The sequence below is a fragment of the Shewanella carassii genome, assembly GCF_002777975.1.
GTDB classification, from domain to species: Bacteria; Pseudomonadota; Gammaproteobacteria; order Enterobacterales; family Shewanellaceae; genus Shewanella; species Shewanella carassii.
Genome location: NZ_NGVS01000025.1, coordinates 1 through 25,428 on the forward strand (window position 1 = coordinate 1; position 25,428 = coordinate 25,428).

The 25,428-nt window shown below is 50.7% G+C and carries 22 protein-coding genes and 5 tRNA genes; 11 read left to right on the forward strand and 16 right to left on the reverse strand.

What is annotated here, in order from left to right; genetic code table 11:
- The coding region (locus CBE72_RS20330; RefSeq protein ID WP_206191797.1) for a hypothetical protein at window positions 1-231 on the forward strand (231 nt) is incomplete at its 5' end.
- A gap of 3 nt (window positions 232-234) precedes the next feature.
- Here CBE72_RS20330 and CBE72_RS12685 read toward each other — a convergent pair.
- Window positions 235-325, reverse strand: a tRNA-Ser gene (locus tag CBE72_RS12685).
- Between the two features lie 284 nt (window positions 326-609).
- On the opposite strand from CBE72_RS12685, the gene CBE72_RS12690 reads away from it, so the two are divergent.
- Window positions 610-2,214, forward strand: coding sequence for a Lon-insertion domain-containing protein (locus CBE72_RS12690; RefSeq protein WP_100143929.1), 1,605 nt, complete (start codon window positions 610-612; stop codon window positions 2,212-2,214).
- A 76-nt stretch (window positions 2,215-2,290) separates the two neighbouring features.
- A complete protein-coding gene (gene fabA, locus CBE72_RS12695) occupies window positions 2,291-2,806 on the forward strand; it encodes a bifunctional 3-hydroxydecanoyl-ACP dehydratase/trans-2-decenoyl-ACP isomerase (protein ID WP_100143931.1) in 516 nt (171 codons plus the stop codon).
- A 97-nt stretch (window positions 2,807-2,903) separates the two neighbouring features.
- On the opposite strand, the gene rmf is transcribed toward fabA, so the two are convergent.
- The 5 genes from rmf to rlmKL form a co-directional block, all read right to left on the reverse strand.
- Entirely contained in the window at window positions 2,904-3,080 is a 177-nt protein-coding gene (gene rmf, locus CBE72_RS12700; protein ID WP_084271256.1) for a ribosome modulation factor, read from the reverse strand.
- A gap of 183 nt (window positions 3,081-3,263) precedes the next feature.
- Complete coding sequence (locus CBE72_RS12705; protein ID WP_100143933.1) at window positions 3,264-5,105, reverse strand: DUF3466 family protein; 1,842 nt, start codon at window positions 5,103-5,105, stop codon at window positions 3,264-3,266.
- A 29-nt stretch (window positions 5,106-5,134) separates the two neighbouring features.
- Complete coding sequence (locus tag CBE72_RS12710) at window positions 5,135-7,048, reverse strand: ABC transporter ATP-binding protein (RefSeq protein WP_100143935.1); 1,914 nt, start codon at window positions 7,046-7,048, stop codon at window positions 5,135-5,137.
- A gap of 1 nt (window position 7,049) precedes the next feature.
- Window positions 7,050-7,280, reverse strand: coding sequence for a glutaredoxin family protein (locus tag CBE72_RS12715; RefSeq protein ID WP_100143937.1), 231 nt, complete (start codon window positions 7,278-7,280; stop codon window positions 7,050-7,052).
- Complete coding sequence (gene rlmKL, locus CBE72_RS12720) at window positions 7,273-9,402, reverse strand: bifunctional 23S rRNA (guanine(2069)-N(7))-methyltransferase RlmK/23S rRNA (guanine(2445)-N(2))-methyltransferase RlmL (RefSeq protein ID WP_100143939.1); 2,130 nt, start codon at window positions 9,400-9,402, stop codon at window positions 7,273-7,275. The genes CBE72_RS12715 and rlmKL overlap by 8 nt, the downstream gene beginning before the upstream one ends.
- 373 nt (window positions 9,403-9,775) lie before the next feature.
- Here rlmKL and CBE72_RS12725 point away from each other — a divergent pair.
- The 4 genes from CBE72_RS12725 to CBE72_RS12740 all read left to right on the forward strand — a co-directional run bounded on the left by CBE72_RS12725 (window position 9,776) and on the right by CBE72_RS12740 (window position 10,206).
- Window positions 9,776-9,852: transfer RNA gene (locus CBE72_RS12725), tRNA-Met, on the forward strand.
- Between the two features lie 41 nt (window positions 9,853-9,893).
- Window positions 9,894-9,970 (forward strand) — tRNA-Met (locus CBE72_RS12730).
- A 41-nt stretch (window positions 9,971-10,011) separates the two neighbouring features.
- Window positions 10,012-10,088 (forward strand) — tRNA-Met (locus tag CBE72_RS12735).
- Window positions 10,089-10,129: 41 nt separating this feature from the next.
- Window positions 10,130-10,206 (forward strand) — tRNA-Met (locus CBE72_RS12740).
- A gap of 352 nt (window positions 10,207-10,558) precedes the next feature.
- Here CBE72_RS12740 and lpxM read toward each other — a convergent pair.
- From lpxM to pheS, 4 genes are all read right to left on the reverse strand, one after another.
- Window positions 10,559-11,512, reverse strand: a complete 954-nt coding sequence (gene lpxM / locus CBE72_RS12745; protein WP_100143941.1) for a lauroyl-Kdo(2)-lipid IV(A) myristoyltransferase — start codon at window positions 11,510-11,512, stop codon at window positions 10,559-10,561.
- A 144-nt stretch (window positions 11,513-11,656) separates the two neighbouring features.
- Window positions 11,657-11,953 (reverse strand): integration host factor subunit alpha, encoded by a 297-nt coding sequence (gene ihfA / locus CBE72_RS12750; protein ID WP_025009628.1) that lies wholly within the window; start codon window positions 11,951-11,953, stop codon window positions 11,657-11,659.
- Between the two features lie 3 nt (window positions 11,954-11,956).
- Entirely contained in the window at window positions 11,957-14,344 is a 2,388-nt protein-coding gene (gene pheT / locus CBE72_RS12755) for a phenylalanine--tRNA ligase subunit beta (RefSeq protein ID WP_100143943.1), read from the reverse strand.
- A gap of 15 nt (window positions 14,345-14,359) precedes the next feature.
- Complete coding sequence (gene pheS, locus CBE72_RS12760; protein WP_100143945.1) at window positions 14,360-15,340, reverse strand: phenylalanine--tRNA ligase subunit alpha; 981 nt, start codon at window positions 15,338-15,340, stop codon at window positions 14,360-14,362.
- A 389-nt stretch (window positions 15,341-15,729) separates the two neighbouring features.
- Here pheS and radD point away from each other — a divergent pair, with 389 nt between their 5' ends.
- From radD to CBE72_RS12775, 3 genes are all read left to right on the forward strand, one after another.
- Window positions 15,730-17,478, forward strand: coding sequence for a DNA repair helicase RadD (gene radD, locus CBE72_RS12765; RefSeq protein ID WP_100144067.1), 1,749 nt, complete (start codon window positions 15,730-15,732; stop codon window positions 17,476-17,478).
- Window positions 17,479-17,528: 50 nt separating this feature from the next.
- Entirely contained in the window at window positions 17,529-17,786 is a 258-nt protein-coding gene (locus CBE72_RS12770) for a GrxA family glutaredoxin (protein ID WP_025009626.1), read from the forward strand.
- Window positions 17,787-18,023: 237 nt separating this feature from the next.
- Window positions 18,024-20,645, forward strand: a complete 2,622-nt coding sequence (locus tag CBE72_RS12775; protein WP_100143947.1) for a PDC sensor domain-containing protein — start codon at window positions 18,024-18,026, stop codon at window positions 20,643-20,645.
- Window positions 20,646-20,809: 164 nt separating this feature from the next.
- On the opposite strand, the gene CBE72_RS12780 is transcribed toward CBE72_RS12775, so the two are convergent.
- The 4 genes from CBE72_RS12780 to CBE72_RS12795 all read right to left on the reverse strand — a co-directional run bounded on the left by CBE72_RS12780 (window position 20,810) and on the right by CBE72_RS12795 (window position 23,216).
- On the reverse strand, window positions 20,810-21,682 hold the full coding sequence (locus CBE72_RS12780; RefSeq protein WP_100143948.1) for a putative ATP-dependent zinc protease: 873 nt from the start codon (window positions 21,680-21,682) through the stop codon (window positions 20,810-20,812).
- A gap of 83 nt (window positions 21,683-21,765) precedes the next feature.
- A complete protein-coding gene (locus CBE72_RS12785) occupies window positions 21,766-22,131 on the reverse strand; it encodes a SpoIIAA family protein (RefSeq protein WP_100143950.1) in 366 nt (121 codons plus the stop codon).
- A gap of 21 nt (window positions 22,132-22,152) precedes the next feature.
- The gene (locus CBE72_RS12790; protein ID WP_100143952.1) at window positions 22,153-22,506 is read right to left on the reverse strand and encodes a DUF3802 family protein; all 354 of its coding nucleotides are present in this window, start codon (window positions 22,504-22,506) and stop codon (window positions 22,153-22,155) included.
- A 134-nt stretch (window positions 22,507-22,640) separates the two neighbouring features.
- Window positions 22,641-23,216: a YceI family protein gene (locus tag CBE72_RS12795; RefSeq protein ID WP_100143954.1), complete on the reverse strand. Its 576-nt coding sequence runs from the start codon at window positions 23,214-23,216 to the stop codon at window positions 22,641-22,643.
- Window positions 23,217-23,463: 247 nt separating this feature from the next.
- Here CBE72_RS12795 and CBE72_RS12800 point away from each other — a divergent pair, with 247 nt between their 5' ends.
- On the forward strand, window positions 23,464-23,679 hold the full coding sequence (locus CBE72_RS12800; protein ID WP_025009621.1) for a cold-shock protein: 216 nt from the start codon (window positions 23,464-23,466) through the stop codon (window positions 23,677-23,679).
- Window positions 23,680-23,737: 58 nt separating this feature from the next.
- On the opposite strand, the gene pdxH is transcribed toward CBE72_RS12800, so the two are convergent.
- Together pdxH and speB are read right to left on the reverse strand one after the other, a co-directional pair.
- Window positions 23,738-24,376, reverse strand: a complete 639-nt coding sequence (gene pdxH / locus CBE72_RS12805) for a pyridoxamine 5'-phosphate oxidase (RefSeq protein WP_028779301.1) — start codon at window positions 24,374-24,376, stop codon at window positions 23,738-23,740.
- Window positions 24,377-24,495: 119 nt separating this feature from the next.
- Window positions 24,496-25,425, reverse strand: a complete 930-nt coding sequence (gene speB / locus CBE72_RS12810) for an agmatinase (RefSeq protein ID WP_039033398.1) — start codon at window positions 25,423-25,425, stop codon at window positions 24,496-24,498.
- Window positions 25,426-25,428 lie beyond the last annotated feature (3 nt).

Genomic DNA, 25,428 nt, shown 5'->3' on the forward strand with positions numbered 1-25,428 from the left:
GGTTGCTCTGAACTGTTTAGGTATGACAAGAATTCATCAAAACCGAGATACGAAAAAGCCCGCCTGTTTACACAAGCGGGCCTCTCTGAATATGGCAAAGGAGCAAGGATTCGAACCCTGCATGACGGCGCTATAAACCCAGCAATCCTCAAAGCGGTGCCAAGCCAATTCGTATCATCAAAACTGATGATACGAAAAAGCCCGCCTGTTTGCACAAGCGGGCCTTTCTGAATATGGCGGAGGAGCAGGGATTTGAACCCTGGATGGGCTATAAACCCATGCCGGTTTTCAAGACCGGTGCATTCAACCACTCTGCCACCCCTCCGGAACGAGGCGAATAATATCGCTAACCCCAGACTCTGTAAACCGTTAATAAATCATTTTATTCCAACTGCTTGTTCATTAGNCGGCGCAAATAGTATAAGCTCACTAAGCCGTTGTAAACCCTTATTTCTAAAAATATGTTCACATGTCTAAATCTCAGCCATCCGAAGGATTCAAACGGAACTCATATCGAACAATAAAAGGCTGCCCGAGATGGAGATTTACCATGCTGCCCCGCCGCCCCTGTGGTAAAATCAGCTTATCTTTAAATGACTTTGAACCACAATGAAGCCTAGCTTGATCCCGGCCGGGGCCCTTACCCCTCAATACTCCAATCTGCAGCTTCCCACATCGAGCCAACTGACAGATCTATTACTTGGACAAGAAAGAGTCATAGAGGCCTTTGGGCTACTGCAATCCTTATCAGGACAACAGCTCTTCCTGGCAGATTTCCAGGGTATCCACCGCACTTGGCTATTTGAAGCCCTGAGCGCCCAGAGCAAGATGCCGATGCAATACTTAAGTGGTCGCATCACCCGGGCTCAGCTACTCGGCTATCAGAATAGTCAGCAACAAAGACAACCTAGCGCCCTCACAACGCCAGGAATACTCTTTATCTGCGCCGAATCTCTATGGAAACGTGAGCCTTTATGGGAGCTATTGCTGGACACCATAGAGAAAGGGGGCTTCGAGCACCAAGGGCAATGGCAGCCCCTGCAAGCGAAAGTCGTGTTGGTAGGTTCGAGCCTGCTCTACAGCGAACTCAGGTACCATGAACGCAGATTCAGCGAATTATTTGCCCTGCTTGGGGAACTAGTATTTGAAATTGATTTGCAAAAGGTTGCTGTCAATGACTATGTAGCCTGGTTGGCAGAGTTAGCCAAGCTCAGTCATTGTCAACTGACAGAATCGGCCTTACTGCCGCTGCTCAGATACAGCAGTCGTCTGACAGAGCATCAACAACGCTTGAGCCTCGCCAGCGCAGATTTGGCACAAGTGTTCGCTGAAGCGGCTTTTTATAGCCAAGGACAAGCGCTAGACGCCAACGCCATTGAACATGCCCTGCTCCAACGCCAGCAGCGACATAACGCCCAAGAGCAGCAGTCGGCCCAAAACCTTGATGACGCCTTCATCTATTTGCCAACTGAGGGTGCTATGGTGGGGCAAATCAATGGCCTAACAGTGATAGACACCTTGGATTATTGCTACGGAGAACCGGCCAGGATCACGGCATCGGTGCACTATGGTGATGGTGAAGTCGCCGATATTGAACGGAAATCAGAGTTGGCGGGTAATATCCACGCCAAGGGAATGATGATCCTGTCCGCCTGTCTCTATCGGGTATTTGGCCGCGACGCGCCCTTGCACCTCAATGCCAATATCGTATTTGAGCAGTCCTATCAGGAAATTGATGGTGACAGCGCCTCCTTGGCCGAATACTGCAGCCTGATCTCGGCAATAACCGAACAGCCGATAGACCAAGGACTGGCTGTGACCGGCGCGCTTGATCAGTTTGGCAATGTGCAGGCGATTGGTGGCGTCAATGAGAAGATTGAGGGCTTTTTTAAACTCTGCGCGAGGCGCGGCTTGACCGGCAGCCAAGGGGTAATTATGCCCAAGTCCAATGTGCAGCAACTCAACCTGGCACCCGATGTCATCGCTGCGGTAGAGCAAGGGTTATTCCGGCTCTATGAAATCACTCATGTAGACCAAGCCGTCACTCTGTTAATGGGGATTAAAGCCGGAGAAGCCGACGAAGATAACAACTTCCCAGAGGACACGCTTTACGGCATGGTACAACAACGGCTCGACAGATTGGCGGGTAATCTTGATGAAGAACCCGGCTATTTTGCAAGGTTACTGGCAAGATTGCCATTTTTTAACCAATAACTAGCTGATCGGAGTTGTTTAGCTTACACCTGTTCGCTAATCTTGGCGGCACTTGAAGAAGGATGTGGTAACAACAATGACTAAAGCAAACAGTTTCAACAAAGAAGAGCTCATCGCCTGCGGCCATGGTGAGATATTTGGCAAGAACTCCCCTCGCCTGCCCGTGGACAACATGTTGATGATCGACAGAGTCGTGACCATCAACGACAACGGCGGAGCCTTCGGTAAAGGTGAAATTGTTGCAGAGCTGGATATCAACCCGGATCTCTGGTTCTTTGGCTGTCACTTTGTTGATGACCCTGTTATGCCTGGTTGTCTGGGACTGGATGCCATGTGGCAACTGGTTGGTTTCTTCCTTGCCTGGGAAGGGGCCGTGGGTAAAGGCCGCGCACTCGGGGTTGGTGAAGTCAAATTTACCGGCCAGGTGCTGCCAGGCGCCAAGAAGGTGACTTATAGGCTGAATATCAAGCGCACCATACACCGCAAACTGGTGATGGGTATTGCCGATGCGACTTTGGAAGTCGATGGCCGCGAGATCTACTCGGCCACCGATCTGAAAGTCGGTGTATTCAGCGATACCTCAACCTTCTAAAGCCATCGAATACGAGCAACAAGGTCGGCAATTGCCGACCTTGTTGCTTTCAGAGCGCCATAAAAATGCCCTCATCTGGGAGGGCAGTCTTGCTGAATTACTTATTGAACAGGCCGGTAATTCGGCCTTCTACCCCTTCGCGCCAGCCTCCTAGCCACTGGGAGCGAGAATCAAGATTCGAATAAGGACAAAGCTCCTTGGAGCGGCCGCCGACACCGGCTTGGAATCCCTTCGAAAAGGCTCGGTCTAAACGATCTCGTTTTTGTCTCTTCATGCAAGCGTCCTCTGTACTATTTTACATAGAAGCATCAGCTTCACTTGCTATGAATAGAACTTTTCAACGCCGAGATCAATCAAAAAATCGCCAATTATAACGAAGAAATTTTAAACTATTGAGATCCTGATTAAAAAAAAATCGGCGCCTTTTGGGCGCCGATCTCACAGGCTTAAACTAAGCTTAAATTTTGCGTCTGCGCCACCAGATCAGCGGCAGCAATGCCAACCAACCCAAACTGGCCGCACCGGAACGCTCAAACGGCTTATCGATATCACCGTCGTCCACCTGAGTACAGGCTTCACCACTATTACTGGGCTTAAGTACCACCATACGCGGCAGATAAGAAGTCACAGGCTGACCGTTACCATTAAGCTCAAACAGCGGCTTGCCGTTTTCACCGATCACCAAATTACCTTTTTCATCAAACTGGTAAGAAGGCTTACGGATAAAGGCGGTACCGACTATGGTGCCTTCCTCATTGATACTGTTGGCTTCCACCACCACTATGTCAGTGTTGTAGGTCAGGGTTTTGCCTGAGCCATCTTCAACACTCACTTCATGACGTTTCCAGTTGCCTTCGGCATCTTTCTCATAGCCTTTGGACTCACAGGTCAGTAGCTTATTGAGATTACTGAACTCACCGGACTCTTTGTCAAACAGGAAGCCCACCTTGGGTCTTGGCTTGTCCTTATCATGGGTTGACTCGATATAACCCACAACCTGGCCCTTGTTGTTGATATCTCGAGGCTTGCTGGAGAGATCAGACATGGTGTTGTAGAAATCGTTGGGCGTGACCGGCTTGGTCTCTGGGTTATTGGTATCATAGATAAAGAACTTATCGCGGATATAACCCTGAATGTACTTGTTATAGCTGCCGACCAATATCCCAGCATCATTGATGTCATAGGCAATGGAGTTACGCACATCGTCATCGACAACCGGGATCCAATGGTATTGGTATTCACCATTGGCATCTTTACTCCAGTAAGCCGCATCCATTCTCAGGTTATCTGAATCGTTATAACGATAGACATGAGAGCGTCCGGCAACAACTCCAGAGTTGTTCAGCCCCAGCCCCTGAGCAGTAAAGGTATAATCTGAATCACCGGGAGTCAGGCCAAGTGGCAACTCGGTACCGGTAACCGCACCGTTTTCGTATTGCCAGACATAGGCACGCATCTGATACTGGATATTGCGGGTGTTGTTGGCGTTGGGGTATTTTTCCCGTTGCAAACACACATCCAGCGGCAGCGTGTTGTCACTACCCAGACAGGCAGCAACCCGCTCTGCCCCATAGTTACTGATGGCAGTACTGGCATAACCGGCAATCTGGTTATTGCTGTTGATAGCCGATGCCATAGACCAACCGCCGAGTTCAGCCGTCTTGTTGTCCTTGGTATAAGTGGTGTAAGGCGGCAACAACGGCACTTCGGTGTCACCGTCTTTAACAAAACCGCGCTGTTCAAAGTCACGGTAATACCAGTAGTCCTGTTCTGTACTTTCCCCGGTATAGTCGACCTTATTCTCTTTACCTGTCATGGCTCCGACGCGAATACCGGCGTCATTGATACCATAGAAGAAACTGTCTACTGAATTTACGCTGGCCGGAACGGCAGGGTCGGTATCTGCCGGAGGGGTGCTACCGTTGATACTCTCGAAATTAGGCGTCCAGGGACTCACAGGATCGTTTTCCTGGGAGTTAAAAGTGAAGTTATTGGCAATAATGGGTTTATTAATGGAATAGGTGATCTTTTCCTCGGGCGCGATACCATCTTCAATATCAATGATGCCATCGTCATTGTCCACATCCGAGATGCTGAGCTTTTTCTTGCCCTTGGCCACAGCTATGGCTTCATTGTTGGCATTAACGCCCATACCATAGCCGGTACGAGTATCGGTCAGGTTGCCTTTGAGATCATATCCATCCAGGTTAACAATTTCGTAGACAGGAGCCGCCTGCGATACTTGTAATACACTGATAACCCCCATGGCCACCAATGACAGCGCACTATTCAACTTCATTAATTTAATTCCCATTATATTTTTTGAGCTTACTTCATTGACTCGAGTTCTTCCCAACGCTCGAAGTAAGCCTCCAGTTGCTGTTCTTTCTCTGCCAACTGTTGCAATTCGCGACCAACAATCTCTTGCTCTTGCGAATAAAAGTCCGGCTGGTTGACACGCTCCTGCAGCTGTTCCAGCTCCTGCTCCAGTGTTTCCATCAGGGCTGGTAAAGCATCCAACTCACGCTGAAGCTTATAGGAAAGCTTTTTGGTTGTCTTGGGTTCTGCGGCTTTTTGCGGTGCAACCTCCTGTTTGACAGGCTTAGCCGCCTCAGGTTCCTCAGCGTCGCGATAGAAACGTGCCCCCTGGGCAACCGCATCCTGATAGCCGCCGACATATTCACTCCAACGACCGTTGCCACTGAACCACCAGGAACTGGTGACCGTATTATCAATAAAGGCCCGGTCATGGCTGACAAGCAGCAGAGTGCCTTCATATTCAGTGAGCAGAGACTCTAGCAATTCCAGTGTCTCTATATCAAGATCATTTGTCGGTTCATCGAGAATGATAAGGTTGGCCGGCCTAAGCAGCAGTCTGGCCAGTAGCAAGCGGTTTTTCTCACCGCCGCTGAGCGCCTTGACCGGTGTGCGTGCACGCATAGGCGAAAACAAAAAGTCCTGCAGATAACTGAGGATATGCCTGTCTTTGCCGTTAACAGTGACTGTGCTCTTACCCTCGCCGACGTTCTCTTCAACCGTCTTTTCCGGATCCAAAGCTTCGCGGTATTGGTCAAAGTAGGCGACTTCCAGCTTGGTGCCCGTCTTGATTTCACCACTCTGCGGCGCTAACTGACCTATCAACAACTTAATAAGCGTGGATTTACCGCAACCATTGGGGCCAATCAGTGCGATGCGATCGCCGCGCATCACATTGGTGGAAAAGTCCCGCACCAGGTCCTTATCTGCCAGGTTGTAATTGAGATCCCGCACCTCAAACACCAACTTGCCACTGCGATCGGCTTCAGACACCTGCATTCTGGCATTGCCCTGGCGCTCCAGGCGAGCCCGGCGTTCCATTCTCAAGGCCTTGAGAGCCCTCACCCGGCCTTCATTACGGGTACGGCGAGCCTTGATCCCCTGACGGATCCACACCTCTTCCTCGGCGAGTTTCTTGTCAAAGTGGGCATTTTGCTCGGCCTCAACCCTGAGCCACTCCTGCTTACCATCGAGATAACTCTGGTAATCACCGGGCCAGGAGGTAACTACTCCGCGGTCCAGATCGACTATGCGGGTGGCAATCTTTTGAATAAAGCCACGGTCGTGACTGATAAAGGCGATGGCGCCCTTATATCCCAACAGGAACTGTTCCAGCCATTCTATGGTGTCGATATCCAGGTGGTTGGTTGGCTCATCGAGCAACAACAAATCTGGCTCGCTCACCAAAGCTCTGGCCAGGGCGACTTTACGTTGCCAACCGCCAGAGAGTTCAGACAAAGGTTTATCCGGGTCCAACCCCAGCAGCCGGCAGTTTTGCTGAATACGATTGTCGAGTTGCCAACCATCGAAGTGATCCAACTTGGATTGCAACCGCTCGAGGTTTTTCAGCATTTTCTCGAGCGCTTCACCCTGGGCCTTGGCCATAGACTGCGACAGTTGATGGTATTCTTCGAGCAGTTGGCCCACATCGGCCAGACCGGCGGCAATATAGGAATAGACAGTGCCCTGTTCCGCTTTGGGTGGGTCCTGTTGCAGGCGGCTGACTTTAACATCGGTGGCGATATTGAACTCACCATCATCAAGCAGGACTTCTCCTGCCAACACCTTCAATAGACTGGACTTGCCGGCGCCATTACGGCCGACAATACAGACCCGCTCGCCGGCTTCAATACTGAAATCTGCCTGCTGCAGCAGAGGGGTATAACCATAGGCAAGCGAGCCATTATTGATACGAACCAGACTCACATTATGCTCCTGTAAAGCGTTTTACTTGCTGTTCATCGAAGGGCCAACAGAGTTCCTCACCCATGCTGTTGGCCAGCACAGGAATAAGCACTCCATAGCGTTCGGCAAGCGTTTCTTGCTCGCAAATATCCTGGGTGCGATAACCAATATTCAGGCCATCGAGCAAGGTCATGGCCAACTCACACAGATGGCAACCATCTGTGTGGTATAGGATCAATGGCGTCTCAGGCATGGGTGATCAACCAGGTATTATGAATATGCGGATTGCGTTTGTAATCCATTGGCAGCATCTGGGCATCCATATTGGTGACTGACATGCCCTGAGCCGCCATGGCTTCGATATCCATTTTGAACTTACGTTTATTGTTGGAAAAGATTATATCTCCGCCCGGATTGAGCAGTTTGAATAGATCAGACAACAACTTGACGTGATCGCGCTGCACATCGAATGAGTCTTCCATCCGTTTGGAGTTGGAGAAGGTTGGCGGATCGATAAAGATAAGATCGAACTTGCGATCACAATCGCGGATCCACTGCAGGCAGTCACCCTGCTCGAAACGATACTGTTTGCCAATCAAACCATTGAGCACAAAGTTATCCTTGGCCCAGTTAAGGTAAGTGTTGGACATATCCACTGTCGTGACCGACTTGGCACCGCCAAGCCCGGCGTGCACCGACGCGGTTCCCGTATAGGCGAACAGGTTGAGTACATCACGGCCACTGGCTTTACTGCCCACCAGTTTACGAATAAGCCTGTGGTCGAGAAACAACCCGGTATCAAGATAGTCGGTCAGGTTGAGTTTGAAACGGGCACCATACTCCTGAGTAACCAGCTCCAGCTTTTCTTTGTCGAGCCGTTGATACTGATTTGTGCCTTTCTGCCGCTCGCGGGTCTTAAGGATGATCTTGTCCGGCTCAACACCAATGGCGCCGGGTAAAGACAGAAGCACATCGGTCAAACGTCGCTTGCTGACGGCTTCAGGTATGCTGGCAGGCGCCGCATACTCTTGAATCACCACATAATCCAGATACTTGTCGATAGCGACATTATATTCAGGAATATCTGCGTCATAGAGGCGATAACTGTCGATCCCCTCTTTACGGGCCCACTTATCCAATTGTTTTAGATTCTTTTTCACCCGGTTGGCAAAGGCACTGGCGATATCACTGACCTCAGCCCCCGACTGCTCGGCTGCCACCGCCGCCCTGCGGGTAGAATTGGCATGCAGGGTATAGAGGTTAAAGGCGCACTCAAGTGCCCCGTTGAACATCTTCATCTGCTTGTCGGCCTTGAGCTTAAGCGATGAGATCAATTCGATATCACTGCAAAGCAAGGCCACTTGCCAACCACCAAACTCACGCTTGAGCTTGTCGCCAAACTGATAGTAAAGCTGCAACAAGGAGGAGACATTGCCCAAACGTTCGCCATAAGGCGGGTTGGAGATCAACAAGCCTTTGTCCAGCGGTGGCGTGATATTGAGAGCATTAGCAACACTGAACTCGATCAGTTCACTGACACCGGCGCTCTTGGCATTACGTTTGGCCAGCGCCACCATGCGCGAGTCTATGTCCGAGCCGAAGAACTTCACTTCACAACGGTTCTTGCCTATGCTGGCCCGCGCCTTGGCTTCCTCGACTATGCTTTGCCAAAGTTTGGCGTCATGGCGATGCCAGTGCTCAAAGCCAAAGCGATGACGCTGCAGCCCCGGGGCCATATCGGCCGCAATCATGGCCGCCTCAATCAACACTGTGCCGCTGCCACAAAATGGGTCCAGCAAAGGCGTTTGTTTATCCCATTGGGCCCGGGCCAACATGTTGGCGGCAAGGTTCTCTTTCAATGGCGCCTCACCGGTACCGCTGCGATAGCCACGTTGATGCAGCGCCGGGCCGGAGAAGTTCAGCGCTATGGTTACCTGACCGTTTCGGTAGTGGGCATCGATTTTGAAGTCGGCATCGACACGTTGCACATTGGGGCGGTTTAGATCGTCTTCACGGAAGCGATCCACTACAGCATCTTTAATCTTGAGAGCGCCGAACTGGGTGTTCTTGATAAAACCACCCATGCCGTGAAAGTCGATACTAAAGGTACAACGGTTATCAAAGTGGCTCGGCCAATCGATACAGAAGGCCGCATTATAAAGCTGCTCAGCGGAATCACAGGGGCCGCGATGCATTATAAGCAAAATACGGCTTGCCAGTCTGGTCCAAAGGGTAATGCGGTATGCCAGTTCCAGCGGACAGGAGAAATAGACCCCGGCCAAACTTTCCTTGACCTCAAGCGCACCAAACTCGCGCAGTTCCTGCGCCAAAGCATATTCAAACCCCTTGGGGGCCGCCGCAAAAAAATTCAACATGAACTAACCAGATAGCAAAGCAAAAATGAATGGCGCATTATACCCTCTGATTAAGGTAAAAGATAAAAACTTCCGTTTTCAGGATCGCTTTTCTCGATCAATCCTACCGATTTGTTGGAGTTGTAACCAATACGTTTACCCCCTGCGCATTAATGAATTAAATTTGAACACTCAATGGCATTTTGATGATTTATCCTTGCATTGCCGCCCCTTGGTCGTTATAGTCCACCCCGCTTTGACGGACACCGGATGGAGCAACATGATAGCTAGCCTGGCTCAGTTCTTTCTAAGAGCCTAGAAAGTTGTCGGTTCAAATCCAGCGCCGTAAGCAAATTCCTTAATTATGAATTCAAACTGATTAGTACAATTCGGACGCGGGATGGAGCAGCATGGTAGCTCGTCGGGCTCATAACCCGAAGGTCGTCGGTTCAAATCCGGCTCCCGCAACCAATTCCTTAATTATGAATTCAAACTGATTAACACAATTCGGACGCGGGATGGAGCAGCATGGTAGCTCGTCGGGCTCATAACCCGAAGGTCGTCGGTTCAAATCCGGCTCCCGCAACCAATTCCTTAATTATGAATTCAAACTGATTAACACAATTCGGACGCGGGATGGAGCAGCATGGTAGCTCGTCGGGCTCATAACCCGAAGGTCGTCGGTTCAAATCCGGCTCCCGCAACCAATTCCTTAATTATGAATTCAAACTGATTAACACAATTCGGACGCGGGATGGAGCAGCATGGTAGCTCGTCGGGCTCATAACCCGAAGGTCGTCGGTTCAAATCCGGCTCCCGCAACCAATTCTTTAATTCCTTCATGCAGCAAGGTAGCTGGTCGGGCTCAGTTCTTTACAAGGAGCCTCGAAGATCGTCGGTTCAAATCAGCTCCTGTAACCAATTTTATCCTAAAGTAGCAAACTCCCCTCATTAACTATGAGCATAGCGAGAGCTATCGGGATCGGCTTGTTCTTGTATTGCAGGAAATTATTATGTTTCCCCTCCCCTTGGTTCAAGCTCAAAACATCAACCAGATTTCAGCCTTTGAACATGGCTACCTATTCATGACCGTTGCAAAAACTCGCGCAGAATGGCCACACCATGTAATACGTAAAAGAAAAGCCACTCTGTGAGTGGCTTTGTCAGCGTGTTATTTTTAATAAATCGGCGGCATACCTTCCGGACGAGTGCGCAACACCTTAAGAAACCACATATATTGCTCGGGGTAGGCGGTAATCACCTGCTCCACGGCCTTGTTTAATGCAATGGCTTCATTTTCCTTGCCCTGCATCGACGTGGGGGCAATTGCCGGCATAACCGTCAAGCGAAAACACCTAGCTTGCTGATCATAGCCAATCTTCACCGGCATTACTTGGGCGTTACCTGCTTGTGCCAAGCGGCCAACCACTGGCAATGTGGCCTTGACTGTTCCTAAAAATGGTGCAAATACGCTCTGTTCTGGTCCCAAGTCTTCATCCGGCAAATAGAAGAAACTATTGCCCTGTTTCAGCTCAGCCAACAAGGCCCGGATCCCGGCTTCACGCATATAGATATTGCCGCCTTGAGAGCTTCGCATCCGGTTATTGAACCAGTTGAACAATTCATTTCGATGCGCCTTGGCCATGGAGACCATGGGCAAGTCCAAATTCAGCCTCAAACCGGCATACTCTATGCCCCACACATGGGGCATGATAAAGATAATCGGCTGCCCAGCTTCACGGGCAGCGGCAATATGCTCTTCTCCCTCAACCTTGACTCTTTTGCGTATATAGGAACTCGGCATCAAGATAAGCTCAGCTTGGGCCAGCAAGGTCATCACAAAAGCTTCGGTGTTGCGCTCCAGCAACTGCTCGATTTCCGATTCACTCTTATCGGGGAAACAGGCTTTGAGATTGGCTCTGGCCACCTTAATGGGCTTATGGGCTATACGCCTGACCAAACGTGACAAACCGCGAGCGATAGGATCGCGAATAATGGCGGGCAAGAGTCCAAACAGAACCAGTACGCCTATCGCCAACCAACTGCCCCAAAATCTCGGATGCAACAATGACCAACGGAAGCGCCTATCGAAGTATTTGCCTTTCTTAGGCTTGGAAGGTGTATTTGACAAGGTTTAACCCCTGGGTTTAATCCCAATGCAATGCCAAACCTGGCATTAAAAACAACAGATCTATATGAAAGCGTTTTCTACAGACACAAACAGGGAAGCCACCCTCAGGAGCGGCTTCCCTGTTCTAAATTACTGACCGAGCAGTTATTTGCCTTTATTAGCGGCTTCTACGCGACTCTTCAGTTTCTGACCAGGGCGGAATGTCACCACCCGGCGGGCAGAAATAGGAATATCTTGACCTGTTTTGGGATTCCTTCCCGGTCTTTGATTCTTATCCCGAAGGTCAAAATTGCCAAAGCCAGATAACTTGACCTGCTCACCATTTTCGAGCGCAGTTCGGATCTCTTCGAAAAACGCTTCAACCATCTCTTTGGCTACGCGCTTATTGATACCAAGCGTTTCAAAAAGATGCTCTGCCATTTCGGCCTTGGTAAGTGCCATACTTTAATCCCTCAACGATGCGTTGAACTCGGACTTGAGTGCAGAAACGACTGTATCAACCATCTCAGCTATCTCCTTTTCCTCAAGTGTACGAGTGTTATCTTGTAACGTAAGTGCGATCGCCAGACTCTTTTTGCCCTGCTCTACACCTTTACCTCGGTATACATCGAACAAGTTTAAGCCAACCAACTGATTTCCGCCAACTTTTCTTATTAGCGTCATCACTTCACCTGCAGCGACTTCTTCATCAACTACTATGGCAATATCGCGACGATTAGCTGGAAACTTAGATACAGCCTGGGCTTGCGGCAATTTAGCCTGCAGCAAAGCATCCAATTCCAGCTCAAAAACTATAGTTTTACCATTCAGCCCGAAAGGCTTCTCGAGGCTGGGATGGACTGCACCTATGTATCCTATGACCCGATCATTTCTCAGTATTTCAGCACATTGCCCCGGATGCATAGCCGGATGCAGCGCTCCTTTAAAACTAAATTCAGCTTCGGAAACTGTCAAGCCAATAATGGCCTCTAAATCACCTTTAAGATCGAAGAAATCAACAGTTTTCGACTCCATGCTCCAGTGTTCATCACTCTGGGGACCGGCAATCACCGCGCCCAGCATGGCTTGTTGTCTTACGCCGGATTCTGCTTGTGCATCAGGAATAAAGCGTAAACCAGTCTCAAACAGGCGCACGCGCCCCTGTTGACGTGCCTGGTTGTAACCCACAGCACTCAACAATCCGGTGAACATAGACAAGCGCATGGCCGACATTTCACTGGAAATCGGGTTAGGCAACACCATAGCTTCGCTATCAGGATGCACCAGTTTTTGCAGCTTGGGATCGACAAAGCTGTAGGTGATGGCTTCCTGGAAACCACGGGCAACCAACATAGCCCTCACCCGGCTCAGCTTCAGAGCCGTCTCTTGATGATCTGTCATAGACAGACGTGCCAGCGGCGCCGTGTTGGGGATATTGTTATAGCCGTAAATTCGGGCAACTTCTTCGATAAGATCTTCTTCAATTGCCATATCGAAGCGGTAAGTGGCGGTTTTCACCTGCCAGTCACTAGCCTGCTTTTCAACCTGGAAGCCCAATCGGGTCAGAATTTGTTCAACATCTGTGTCATCGATATGATGTCCGAGCAGTTTGTCCAGCTTGCTGCGACGCAGTTTAATGTCGGCAGCCTTTGGCAGATGCGCTTCGCTCTTGGCCTCAACCACAGGGCCGGCTTCACCGCCACAGATATCCAGCACCAAACGGGTGGCTCTGTCCATAGCCTTATGCTGCAGCTCTGGGTCAACACCGCGCTCAAAACGATGCGACGAGTCGGTGTGCAGTCCAAGGCGACGGGCCTTACCCATGATGGCCAAAGGCGCGAAGAACGCACACTCCAGCATAATATCGCGGGTTTGCTCACTGACGCCGGAAGTCTCACCACCGAAGACACCTGCCAGGGCCAATGCCTGGCTGTTATCGGCAATCACTAGGGTATCGGCTGGCACAGTAATTTCATTGCCATCGAGCAGAGTCAGTTTCTCTTCACCATTACCCAGGCGTACCTTGATACCGCCGTCAATCTTGTCCAGATCGAAAGCATGCATAGGTTGGCCGAACTCAACCAACACATAGTTGGTGATATCCACGATAGGGTCTATGGAACGAATACCGCTACGGCGCAGCTTTTCCACCATCCAATCAGGCGTTTGCGCCTTGACATTGACATTACTGATAACCCGGCCCAAATATCGTGGGCAGGCTTCCGGGTTGGCAACCTCTATTTCAACTGTACGCTCACTACTAACACTGGCGGCTTCCCAGCTTGGCTCGGTCACGTTCAGTCGGTTGAGCACGCCCACTTCACGGGCCAGACCCACCATACCCAGGCAATCTGCGCGGTTGGCGGTAAGATCCACATCGATGATCACATCATCAAGCTGCAGATATTCGCGAATATCTGTACCTATAGGAGCATCCAACGGCAGCTCAATAATGCCATCGCTTTCAATCTCTATGCCCAGCTCGCCATAAGAGCACAGCATGCCATGTGAAGGCTGTCCACGCAGTTTGGCTTTCTTGATTTTGAAGTCACCAGGCAGCACCGCACCGACAACGGCCACAGCAACCTTGAGTCCCAGGCGGCAGTTAGGGGCGCCGCAAACAATATCCAGCAGCTCTTCGCCGCCGACATTGACCTTGGTGACCCGCAGCTTGTCGGCATCCGGGTGTTGACCACATTCAACCACCTCACCCACTACCACGCCGGAAAAGTCACCGGCAACGGCAATGACGTCGTCCACTTCTAGGCCGGCCATGGTGATTTGGTGAGTTAATTCGTCACGGCTAATCGCAGGGTTAACCCACTCACGAAGCCAGGATTCACTGAATTTCATAGTACTAAAGCTCCGTTATTTGAATTGCTTGAGAAAACGTAAGTCGTTTTCAAAGAAGGCACGCAGGTCGTTGACACCATAACGCAACATGGTCAAACGCTCGACGCCCATACCAAAAGCAAAACCGGAGTACTTATCAGGATCGATTCCCACACCGCGCAGCACATTAGGGTGAACCATGCCGCAACCGAGCACTTCCAGCCAGCCGTTCTTACCTTTCACATCCACTTCGGCAGACGGCTCGGTAAAGGGGAAGTATGAAGGACGGAAACGAATCTCCAGATCCTCTTCAAAGAAGTTACGCAGGAAGTCGTGCAAAATGCCTTTCAGTTCGGCAAAGTTTACATTCTCGTCCACCAGCAAACCTTCCACTTGATGGAACATTGGCGTGTGGGTCATATCATAGTCATTACGATAGACACGGCCGGGAGAGATGATTCGCAACGGTGGCTTTTCCACTTCCATGGTACGAATTTGCACCCCTGAAGTCTGGGTACGCAAAACTAACTTGGGATTGAAGTAGAAAGTATCGTGATCAGCCCGTGCAGGATGATGCTCGGGAATATTCAAGGCATCGAAGTTGTGATAATCATCTTCGATTTCTGGTCCCTGTACGACACTAAAGCCCAACTCACCAAAGAAGCTTTCAATTCGTTCTATGGTACGGGTGACCGGATGTAAACCACCATTGTCCAGGCGACGTCCCGGCAGGGTGACATCAATTTTTTCCGCCTGGAGCTTTTGCTCCAACTCGGCGGCTTTCAGCCCTTCAATGCGTTGATTGAGGAACTGCTGTACCTTCTGCTTGGCTTCGTTGACCTTCTGACCGAAGGCGGGCTTTTCTTGTGGACTCAGGGTCGCCATCAACTTCATCATGTCGGTTATCTTGCCCTTCTTGCCAAGATAATCGACGCGGATGTCATCGAGGATTTTCAGATCACTGGCCCCTTCGATGGCGGCTAAGGCCTGTTCTACGATCTCAGTTAACTGCTGCATCTTCTCTTCCAGTGCATGCCAGCCCGTAGGCGGCGATTTTGGTGTCTGTTTGAAATAAAACAGTAAAAGAGTGAAATTCTACGTTAGCCACGGGTCTTTGACCAGTGGCGAGAGCCATTTTAACAAATGAATTGCCTACAAAAAGTGCTTTTTTTGACCATTGATGCCCTAAGCCGAACGCGCTGGGGTTTGGATGGGTAAAAAGCCGTCACCAAGGTAGACATACGGGAAATCCATAAGTGAAAACCACAGCTCCGGAGCCGGTTTGTGATAAGCTCGCCGCATGGTCAATTTCGCCTCACAAATCAGTGTCAGCAGTAGACAGTAAACAGCCAGCAGCTCAAAAAGCCAAGACAAAACCTCAGGCAGAGAATACCGCCAAGGCCAGTATTCAATTGCGTGATTATCAACAGCAAGCCGTGGATGCAGCGGTGCGCTATTTCCGCGCTCAGTCTGGCTCGGCAGTGATAGTGCTGCCCACGGGAGCCGGTAAGAGTTTGGTGATTGCTGAGCTGGCCCGTATCGCCAAAGGTAAGGTACTGGTACTGACCCATGTCAAAGAGCTGGTCTCCCAAAACGCCGAAAAAGTTGCCCTGTTAACCGATGAAGCCAGCATCTACTCGGCCGGCCTGAGACAAAAACTCACCCAAGGCAAAACCGTTGTCGCCAGCGTGCAATCCGCCGGGCGCAACCTGGAAGCCTTCGACAACCACTACTCCCTGGTGGTCATAGACGAATGCCACAGAGTGAGTCTTGAGCAGGACAGCCAGTATCAGCAACTGCTTGAGCACCTCAAATCCCACAACCCCAAACTTAAGCTACTGGGATTGACGGCCACTCCTTATCGCCTTGGACTGGGATTTATCTATCGCCGCCACTATCACGGCCGGGTCGGTAATCCCGACCTAGGGATTTTCGATGACTGCATTTTCGAGTTGCCCTTAAGGCCCCTCATTAAGCAAGGCTATCTGACGCCGCCCAGGCTTTACGATGGCCTAAGCGCTCAGTATGACTTCAGCAGCCTGCCGAGTAACGGCAATGGGGAATATGATGAGGCTAAGGTTGATGCCCTGCTCAGTCACAGTGGCCGCGCGACCAAGGCCATTGTTAACCAACTAAGGCAACTGGCCAACACCCGCAAGGGAGTGATTATTTTTGCCGCCACTGTGCGTCACGCCGAAGAAGTGCTAACGCTGCTAGCTGGCGAACAGGCAGCGCTCATCACAGCGACCACAGAGATGCAACAACGGGATGCCATCATCCGTGCCTTTAAGGCTCAGGAACTTAAGTTTCTGGTCAATGTGGCCGTGCTCACAACCGGGTTTGATGCGCCCCATGTGGACCTTATTGCCATCATGCGGCCCACGGCATCTGTGAGCCTGTTTCAACAGATGGTTGGCCGCGGCCTGAGGCTGGCCGAAGGCAAACAGGACTGTCTGGTCATAGATTATGCCGCCAGCGGCTTTGATCTCTTCTATCCCGAGGTCGGCACTCCCAAGCCCGCGGCAAACTCGGTGCCGGTGCAGGTTCCCTGCCCCGAGTGTGGTTTTGCCAATATCTTCTGGGGCAAGACGGATGAGGATGGTGATATCCTCGAACACTTCGGCCGCCGCTGCCAGGGACTGTTGCAGGACAATAGTCAATGCAGTTATCGCTATCGCGCCAAGTCATGCCCGGATTGCGGCGCCGAAAACGATATCGCCGCCAAGATTTGCCACCAATGCCAATCGACTCTGGTCGACCCGGACAAACGCCTCAAAGAGGTGTTGTCAAAACAACATCATCATCTGTTCAAGGTGCAGCAAATGCTGCTGCACGCCGAAGAGGGGCGCCTCAGAGTTCAGTATCTGGATTATGACGGCAATGACTTCAACCAGTATTTTAAAATGGAGACCAGTGCTCAACGCCGGGCATTGTTTGCTTGTTTTATCCATCCCCATAGCAAAACACCCGGGCTGAAACTGCCGAAATACAGTCAACCACAACAACTGGTCGATGATGCTGCGCGGTTTCGGGCGCCGGATATGCTGCTGCTGAAAAAACAGGTGCGGCGCTGGGATTTATTGCAAACTTTCTTTGATTATCAAGGCAGGTTTCAAACCGAAAAATCATTCCTGGGATCGAGCGGCTTAGCATAGGTTCTTAAGCTGTGGTATAACTGCTGCAAATCAAGTCCAAGGGAGTCAATATGTTTGTAGTTATTTTCGGTCGTCCAGGTTGCCCATATTGTGTACGTGCCGTGCAGCTTTCTGAACAACTGGCTGAAAAGCGTGATGATTTCAAGTTTAAATATGTCGATATTCACGCCGAAGGTATCACCAAGGCCGATCTGGAAAAAACCGTAGGCAAGCCGGTTGAAACCGTGCCGCAGATTTTCGTCGACAAAGAGCACGTCGGCGGCTGCACTGAATTTGAAGCTTATGTCAGAGAAAACAATCTGCTCTGAAGCAAATCAAAAACATAACGCCAAGGCACCCAACGGGTGCCTTTTGTTTAGCTTCCCCCCAAATAAAACCATTAATCTACCCGTTCCATTTCAGCGCTGATTAAACTTCCCACCCACAGCTCTCTTTCAGAGCCTCTGATCGATATAAAACTGCGAGCTGAAATCCTTAGAAAAATGGCGGCTTTTCCCGAGAGGTTGTATTATGTAACGGCTTGAAAAGCTTATTACTGAGGATATATGCAAGGGAACCAGGCAAAGCAACAATCCAACCGATTACCTTGGCTTCCCAGCTGGCTAAAACGCTTGCCGGTCAAGTTTGCCCTCAGTCAGTTGCTCATCAGTGCGCTTATTGTTATCAGCACTGTGTTGGTATTGCTCAGCATTCAACGTAACCAGCTGCTCAGTCAACAAAGAGCATTGAACCAAAGCTATGGTCAGGTCGTTACCGCGAGACTGCAGGAAGTAACCTCGCAGATAGAAAGCCTGGTCAGTACCATGGCGAATCTTGGCGCCCTTTATCGCAGCAATGGCACAGCACTCAAGGCCAGTATCGAGTCGGTGCTGGAATTGGAAACTCAGAAAGAGATGATCACCGGCGGCGGGATCTGGCCAGAGCCGCGAGCCTTTGAACCCGGACGGATCCTAGACAGCCTCTTCTGGTATCGCGACAGCTACGGCAAACTGCAGCAGCTCAACAGCTATAACGAGCAGCCGCAGCAACGCTACCACAACGAAGATTGGTATAAACCCACTCGTTTTTTTCCGGCCGACAGAACCTTCTGGTCCAGCGCCTATCGCGATCCCTACACGGCCGAGGCCATGGTCACCGCTTCTGTGCCTATCTGGCAGGATCATGAGTTTATCGGTGCCGCCACCGTGGACATCAGCCTTGGCGGCCTCAACCGTTTCTTCAGGGGCGCACTCAAGGATCTCAGCGGTTATGTATTCGCTCTCGACTACCGCAACCATCTACTCGCCTCTCCCTGGGAAGATGAGTTGCAGGACAGCACGCAAGAAAAGCCGCTGACTCTGGATAACTTTCAACGTCTTGAACGCCTGTTCCCCGAGTTTCAATCCGTCGGTGAAGCGCTGCGCAGTGCCGATCAGGTGCTTATTCAAGAGGCCAATCAACACAAGGCCTTCAGCAATCAACAGCTCAAGAACCTGATGGGCGAGCGTGATCAAACCGAAGCCGCACTGCTTGGCACCATAATCAACAATTCGGCCAGAGAATGGCCGGCCAATGCCAAGCTGTTGTTGACCCAGGAACTGGCCCGGGATCCCTTGCTCAACGAACCCGCGTTGGTTTCGGTATTTTTGATGCCCAAGACCTACTGGAAAATTGTAATAGTTACCCCTTTGTCATCGCTCAAAGAGGACGCGACACTGATTGCCGGCAAGGTCGGCATCTACCTGGTAGCGATCCAATTGCTGGCACTGCTGCTGTTATTTCTGGTGCAGCATAGGTTATTTATCAAGCCTATCAGCCGCATGGTCGCAGCACTCAGGGAAAACAACCCCGCCCGGCTGGAGCTGGATGCCAGAGACAGAGAAGATGAGTTGGGAATGCTGGCCGGTAGCTTTATCTCCCGCACTCGCCAATTGGAAACGGCAATGGCCAGCTTGGACGCCAGTAACCTGGCGCTGGAGCAGCAGTTGGAGGTACAACACAACGCCCAGCAGATTCTTCAACTACGTACCAAACAGCTCAATGCATTGATGAATTACTCACAAAACATCATCTATATCAAAGATTTGAATGGTAAATATCTGCTGGTTAATGATAAATACTGCGAAATTACCGCCCATGAGCGGACGCAACTCATCGGCGCCGATGACAATCAGATATTTCCTCTCGGCTTGGCGCAAATCTATCAGGCCAACGATCAAAGAGTGATCAACAATCAGAGCCCCTTCTGCTCCGAAGAGCCGATAGCCACCCCTATGGGCGATATTTTATTTCAAGTAACCCGCTTCCCCGTGCGTGATGAGTTTGGTGAGTTGAGTGCTATAGGGGCTATCGCGTTCGATCTCTCCAGTCATAAGCGTCAGGAACAACAATTGGAACAAGCCCTGGAGTCGCAGGCCGATATCAACAAGCGCAACAGCCGCACCCTGCAACAACAGCAGCAACAGATAGCTCAATTGGAAGGTCAGTTGCAGCAGGCCCAGAGCAAATATCAGTTACTCAGTCTCAGCAGTACCTTGATGAAGGAGCAGGAGCTGCAACTGCCAAGATTATTGGGACAAGTTGTTGCTGAATTATCTGCCAATTTCGATCAACTCGGTACCCGGTTGCTTGAAGAGCAAAACGCCGAGTCCCTGCTTCAGTCAAAAGAGATGATCTTGCTCGGCTCCACCAGGTTACGCCATCTGTTAGCATTGGTTAACGCCCCGCAAACAGAGATCAAGGCGCTTCATTTCGATGAGTTTATGGCTCATCTGCTGGCACTGATGGCGCCACCATTAACTGCGGCAAATGTTGAAGTGAAATTAACCATTGCCAAAAAACTGCAACCCGGCGCTAGAGCCTGGCAGCTGTTATTGCTCTTCTACCCTTTGCTGAGCAATATCCTGCACCATGCCTTTACCCAGAAGTCCACTCCGGCATGGATAGCCATCCAAGCAGACCGGCTGGATGAACGCCATCTAGAGATCCTGGTGACAGACAACGGCAGCGGCATAAATCAGGAAATACTTGCCCGCATCGAGCAGTCCGCTTCACAAAATGGTGCGGGTACTCTGTCGCGGTTACAGAACTATGTGAGGTTAAAACTGCTGGGGGAAATGACCATTAGCTCAGAGCCAGAACAAGGTTGCCAGATCCGTATATTGCTGCCACTGGCGTTTATTGATTAATAGAGTAAAGGAGGCTTGAAATAAAGCAGCCCCGGTGTCTGTGCGTACTTACCCGGCGATATTCTCTCACGACAAAAAAGAAAGCCGTTCATCTTGGACGAACGGCTTTCTTCCCGCTACCCACTTTGACAAAAGCTTCAGGTAACAATTAAAAATCAGTCAATTCATTTGAGGCTGACATCCACCAAATAGTGTCCCTGCAACCAGTTTCGGCCAATCAGCAATTTATGAGTCATCTTGCTTCTGTCTTTCAGGTTGACCTTGACCGGATATTCTCTTCCCGGCTCACCAATATTGAGTTCCACCATATAACGAATTTCACTGCCCTGAGCATTACGAATAAGTGAGGTATTGGTGATCATGGCATGCAGGCGTTGCTTTTCGCCCTTTTCGTTTTCGGTGGTGAAGCTCAGCTGCTTACCGATATTCTTCTCCATATCTTCATCACCATTCTCTACTTTCAGATCTATGGCATGCAATGAGTTTTCTACCGCACCGGTATCGATGCGGGTTTGGAAGATCAGTCCTGACTCCCGCACACTAATGGGAGCAACCGGCCCTATGATACGTTTTTCTGCTACATCGACCAAAAAGTCATCGGCCAGCCAGTTGCGGCCTATAAGCAACTTGTAGTCCATATGACTACGATCCCTGAGATTGACCTTGACCTTGCGCTGGTGCTCACCAAACGCGACGTTCAACTCCACCATGTAGCGAGTCTCGCGTCCCTGGGAATTACTGACGGTAGAAGTCTTGACAATTTTGGCCTTGAGCTGCTTTTTCTCACCACGCTCGTTCTCAGTGGTAAAACTGAGCATTTTGCCCACGTTATCCTGCATCTTCTTGGCACTACCGCCAATGACCTTGAGATCCACCGCATGCATGGAAGTATTGGCCGCCCCGGTATCGATACGGGCTTCAAAACTGAGTCCGGCTTCGGCGACGGTCATAATTTCAGTCTGACCTATGACTGTCTTGTCCTGGGCAAACACAGATGTCGAAAGCAACATAAAACAAAGACCAAGTTTTTTAAGCATAGAACTATTCCATTCATTTCACTTAACAAGATGAAAATCCGGTTGAAATACCGGAACGTATAGATAAGACAGATGTTAACGCTTCAGGTTCCCGAGAGCCAGGCTCTGCCCCTGACCATTTCATCCCGGGGAAATACAGCGACCGGACAAGGGATCATCAGCGCCATGGTCCGAGCCATGCCTTCGGTGGCAACGCTATCGGTGATCACAGCTATACGGGAAAAGTCCTGCAGATGGAATAGCCCAAGACAGAGATCATCCCAAAGCGCCTGCAATGAGATGCCTTCGAAGTCGGCACCATATTCGTACCAGAGTTTGATGAGCACATGGTCCCTGAGCTTAGACTCTATCGCTGGCAGCAAGACTACAGCATAATCCTCAGCGCTGATCACACCGCTGACGCGAACTGCCACTGTATTGTCATCAAACCCGGAAAGCAGTGTCAGCATCAGGCGCCTCCACCATCTGCGTTATTGAGGTAGGAGCTTGGCAATTTCCTGATCGAACAAGTTTTTGATCAACCCGGAAAATTCAGTGATAAACAAGGTTTGCTTCGCGGTAGCCCTTTGATCTGCAACTTTAGCGAGGATCTCTTCCAAGTCGTACACTATGGCATCGATCTCGCGGATAACCGTGTTACGCTCCGAAAAAGATAACTGCGGATTCTGGCCACAGACCATAATAATCTGCGCCGACAGCTGTTCTTCAAATAATTCCATAACGCTGCTGTCGCCCAAAGGTTCCCCCTCCGGAGTCTCAAACAACCCCAAGTGTTCTGTCAGGTATTGTATGAGGTGCATATAGCCTTCTTTGTCTGTAACCATCTTTCTTCCCGCGTGCAACGTCTCAGGCCAACCCATAAAGGGTAAACTTCCGAGCGCCGTCAATGCGGCGTTCGGGAGTGACATTATGAAACAAATTCCGCCTTGAGTCTTGCCTCAAATCAAGCCGATGTTTGTTACTTGTTTAATCTTAGAACAAAAGACACGGGAACAGCCTGACTGATGCTGGATAGACCGGCAATTTCACGCAATTTTTCAAGCCCATCGGTCAAATTAAACTCTTCGGCATACACTATAACGGGTCTGTTCGAGGTCACCAAAAGACCGGAGTCACCCAGCCTGGCCACCACCACGCCAAAACTTTTGTGTTGACTCTTACCATGCAGCGACAATTTGCCCTCTATCTCTAAGGTCAATAGTTCGCCAGGCTTGAGGTTATTCACCTGCTCAGTAGGCACATGGGCAGTTAGAGTCAGTTTCGGGAAATTCGCCACCTCAAACAACATGGTTTGCATTCGCTTGTCACGGATCTCTATGCCGGTATTGACGCCGCTAAGAGGGATCTCCAACTTAAATTCACCATTCTCGGCAAGTGTGCCGCTCAACTGGTTAAACTCATGCACCTCGGCGATATCACCTTTCTTGACTGACACAAAGCTAACCCTAGAGTCGGCATTGTCCAATTGCCAGTCAGCCGCTAGGGCTAGGTGACTGAAGGCGCCGAGCGCCAGCAAGGGGAACCATTTATACATATTATTATTCCTTGTAAGGTGTGAATTGAACTGCGCCAGATTTCACCCGGGTAAAAGCAAGCGCTTTTTGTAGATTACTCATTACTAAAGCATATTGTTCACTCCAAGAAAACCTTTGCCACCATAGAGTGAATTTTTGCAACCATTTCTCTCAGCGTCATCAGGCTGTCAAACCAATGAAACAAAGCCCTTTTAAGCTACAAGCAAGGATACAGACCCGCAGCCAAGATGAAGTAACGAGGAAACTATGTCAGAGCAACAAGTGACAGGAACCGTTAAATGGTTCAACGATGAAAAGGGCTTTGGTTTTCTAACCCAGGAAAACGCCGCCGATGTGTTCGTCCACTACCGCGCCATTCAAGGCAGCGGCCGCCGCACCCTGAAAGAAGGAGAGAAGGTCAGCTTCAGCGTGACTGAAGGCCAAAAGGGGTTGCAGGCAGAAAACGTAGTGCGGTTAAAATAGCTGGGGGATAAAGTAGAGGGACGGCAGATGCCGTCCCTCTTGTTATGCCATAACGCCATCAAGGTGCGAGTCGATTGATCTCCCATCCGTCATCTGTACGGCTGTATAGGAATCTGTCATGCAGCCTGTGCTCACCGCCCTGCCAAAATTCCACACTGGAAGGCACTATGCGGTATCCGCCCCAAAACTTGGGCAAGGGGACTTCGCCCTTGGCAAACTTGGCCTTCATCTCGGCAAACTTGCTCTCGAGTGCCTGGCGGGCGCTAAGCTTGCTCGACTGTTTCGAGACCCAGGCCGCTATCTGGCTGTCTTTCGGACGGCTGACAAAGTACTTGAATACCTCTGTAGCAGACAGGGCTTCGGCTACACCTGTCACGGCGACCTGGCGCTCCAGCGGATGCCAGGGGAACAGTAAACTGACCTTGGCATTGACGGCAATCTGCTGCGCCTTACGGCTTTCCAGATTGGTAAAGAATACAAAACCCTGCTGATCAAAACGCTTCAGCAAGACTATCCGCTGAAACGGTTGGCCGGTTTCGTCCACTGTGGCCACCACCATGGCAGTAGGATCTGTCAAAGGTGCATCCTTGGCCTGCGCCATCCAGCGCTCGAACTGCGCCATGGGCTCGGCGGCCAGATCGGCGCGCCTGAGGCCGCCCTGGGTGTATTCGCGGCGAATATCACTCAAATCTGTCATTGTCTATCCTTGTCCCTGAGCCGGGCGCAATGCCCCAGCGAAACGGCCCCCCAGCCTAGCTAGGGGGCTCTATACAAAAAGAAAAGCCAACGACAAGCGTTGGCTTAACGTGAAGCGGCTTACTTGACTTTGCCCTGGCACAAGGCCCAAACATGCAGCATTTCCAGGCCCAGCGTTGCGCCCGCCAGCGCGGTAATGTCGGCGCTATCGTAAGCAGGTGCCACTTCAACCACATCCATACCCACTATGTTGAGGCCCTTGAGACCACGGATAATCTTCAGCGCCTTGTCACTGGTGAGACCACCGCACACCGGAGTACCGGTTCCCGGCGCGAAGGCAGGATCCAGGCAATCGATATCGAAAGTCACATACAAAGGCATATCGCCAACCCGCGCCTTGATCTGCGCTACGATTTCATCGGCGGTCATATCATTGGCCATGGCGGCGTCAATCACCTGAAAACCGTGGCCCTCTTTGGTGTATTCGGTGCGGATCCCCACCTGCACAGAATGGGCCGGATCGATCAAGCCTTCGTTGGGGGCATGATAGAACATGGTGCCGTGGTCAAACTTGCTGCCTTCACTGTAGGTATCGGTGTGCGCATCGAAGTGCAGCAGTGCCATCTTGCCAAACTGTTTGTGGTGCGCGCGCAGCAACGGCAGGGTCACAAAGTGATCGCCGCCAAAGCTCAGCAGTGTCTTGCCTGAGGCCAAAACTTTGCTGGCAAAGTTTTCGGTGCGCTCGGTAAAGTCGGCGGCATCACCACAGTTGAACACCAGATCGCCGGCGTCCACTATCTTGATATATTCGCTGAGGCTGAAATCCCAAGGCCAACGCTTCTCTTCCCAGGCCAGATTGGTCGAGGCATTACGGATAGCCCCTGGACCCATACGGCCACCGCTGCGGCCGGTAACGGCCATATCGAAAGGCAAACCTATTACCACTACATCCGCATCGCTTTCTAGCGGTTTGAAATCCAGTGGCTGACGCAAATAACCAAACGCATTTGAATAAAGCGAGTAATCAGGTTTATCTGCTAAAGTGGTCATAAA

Coding starts and splice junctions, on each gene's coding strand:
- ihfA (WP_025009628.1), bottom strand. CDS start 11,953: ATGGCACTTACCAAGGCCGAAATGGCAGAGCATCTTTTTGAAACGCTT.
- CBE72_RS12775 (WP_100143947.1), top strand. CDS start 18,024: ATGCAAGGGAACCAGGCAAAGCAACAATCCAACCGATTACCTTGGCTT.
- CBE72_RS12715 (WP_100143937.1), bottom strand. CDS start 7,280: ATGCCTGAGACGCCATTGATCCTATACCACACAGATGGTTGCCATCTG.
- pheS (WP_100143945.1), bottom strand. CDS start 15,340: ATGCAGCAGTTAACTGAGATCGTAGAACAGGCCTTAGCCGCCATCGAA.
- CBE72_RS12690 (WP_100143929.1), top strand. CDS start 610: ATGAAGCCTAGCTTGATCCCGGCCGGGGCCCTTACCCCTCAATACTCC.
- CBE72_RS12770 (WP_025009626.1), top strand. CDS start 17,529: ATGTTTGTAGTTATTTTCGGTCGTCCAGGTTGCCCATATTGTGTACGT.
- CBE72_RS12705 (WP_100143933.1), bottom strand. CDS start 5,105: ATGAAGTTGAATAGTGCGCTGTCATTGGTGGCCATGGGGGTTATCAGT.
- CBE72_RS12800 (WP_025009621.1), top strand. CDS start 23,464: ATGTCAGAGCAACAAGTGACAGGAACCGTTAAATGGTTCAACGATGAA.
- CBE72_RS12785 (WP_100143950.1), bottom strand. CDS start 22,131: ATGCTGACACTGCTTTCCGGGTTTGATGACAATACAGTGGCAGTTCGC.
- rlmKL (WP_100143939.1), bottom strand. CDS start 9,402: ATGTTGAATTTTTTTGCGGCGGCCCCCAAGGGGTTTGAATATGCTTTG.
- pheT (WP_100143943.1), bottom strand. CDS start 14,344: ATGAAATTCAGTGAATCCTGGCTTCGTGAGTGGGTTAACCCTGCGATT.
- speB (WP_039033398.1), bottom strand. CDS start 25,425: ATGACCACTTTAGCAGATAAACCTGATTACTCGCTTTATTCAAATGCG.
- pdxH (WP_028779301.1), bottom strand. CDS start 24,376: ATGACAGATTTGAGTGATATTCGCCGCGAATACACCCAGGGCGGCCTC.
- rmf (WP_084271256.1), bottom strand. CDS start 3,080: ATGAAGAGACAAAAACGAGATCGTTTAGACCGAGCCTTTTCGAAGGGA.
- fabA (WP_100143931.1), top strand. CDS start 2,291: ATGACTAAAGCAAACAGTTTCAACAAAGAAGAGCTCATCGCCTGCGGC.
- CBE72_RS12780 (WP_100143948.1), bottom strand. CDS start 21,682: ATGCTTAAAAAACTTGGTCTTTGTTTTATGTTGCTTTCGACATCTGTG.
- CBE72_RS12795 (WP_100143954.1), bottom strand. CDS start 23,216: ATGTATAAATGGTTCCCCTTGCTGGCGCTCGGCGCCTTCAGTCACCTA.
- CBE72_RS12790 (WP_100143952.1), bottom strand. CDS start 22,506: ATGGTTACAGACAAAGAAGGCTATATGCACCTCATACAATACCTGACA.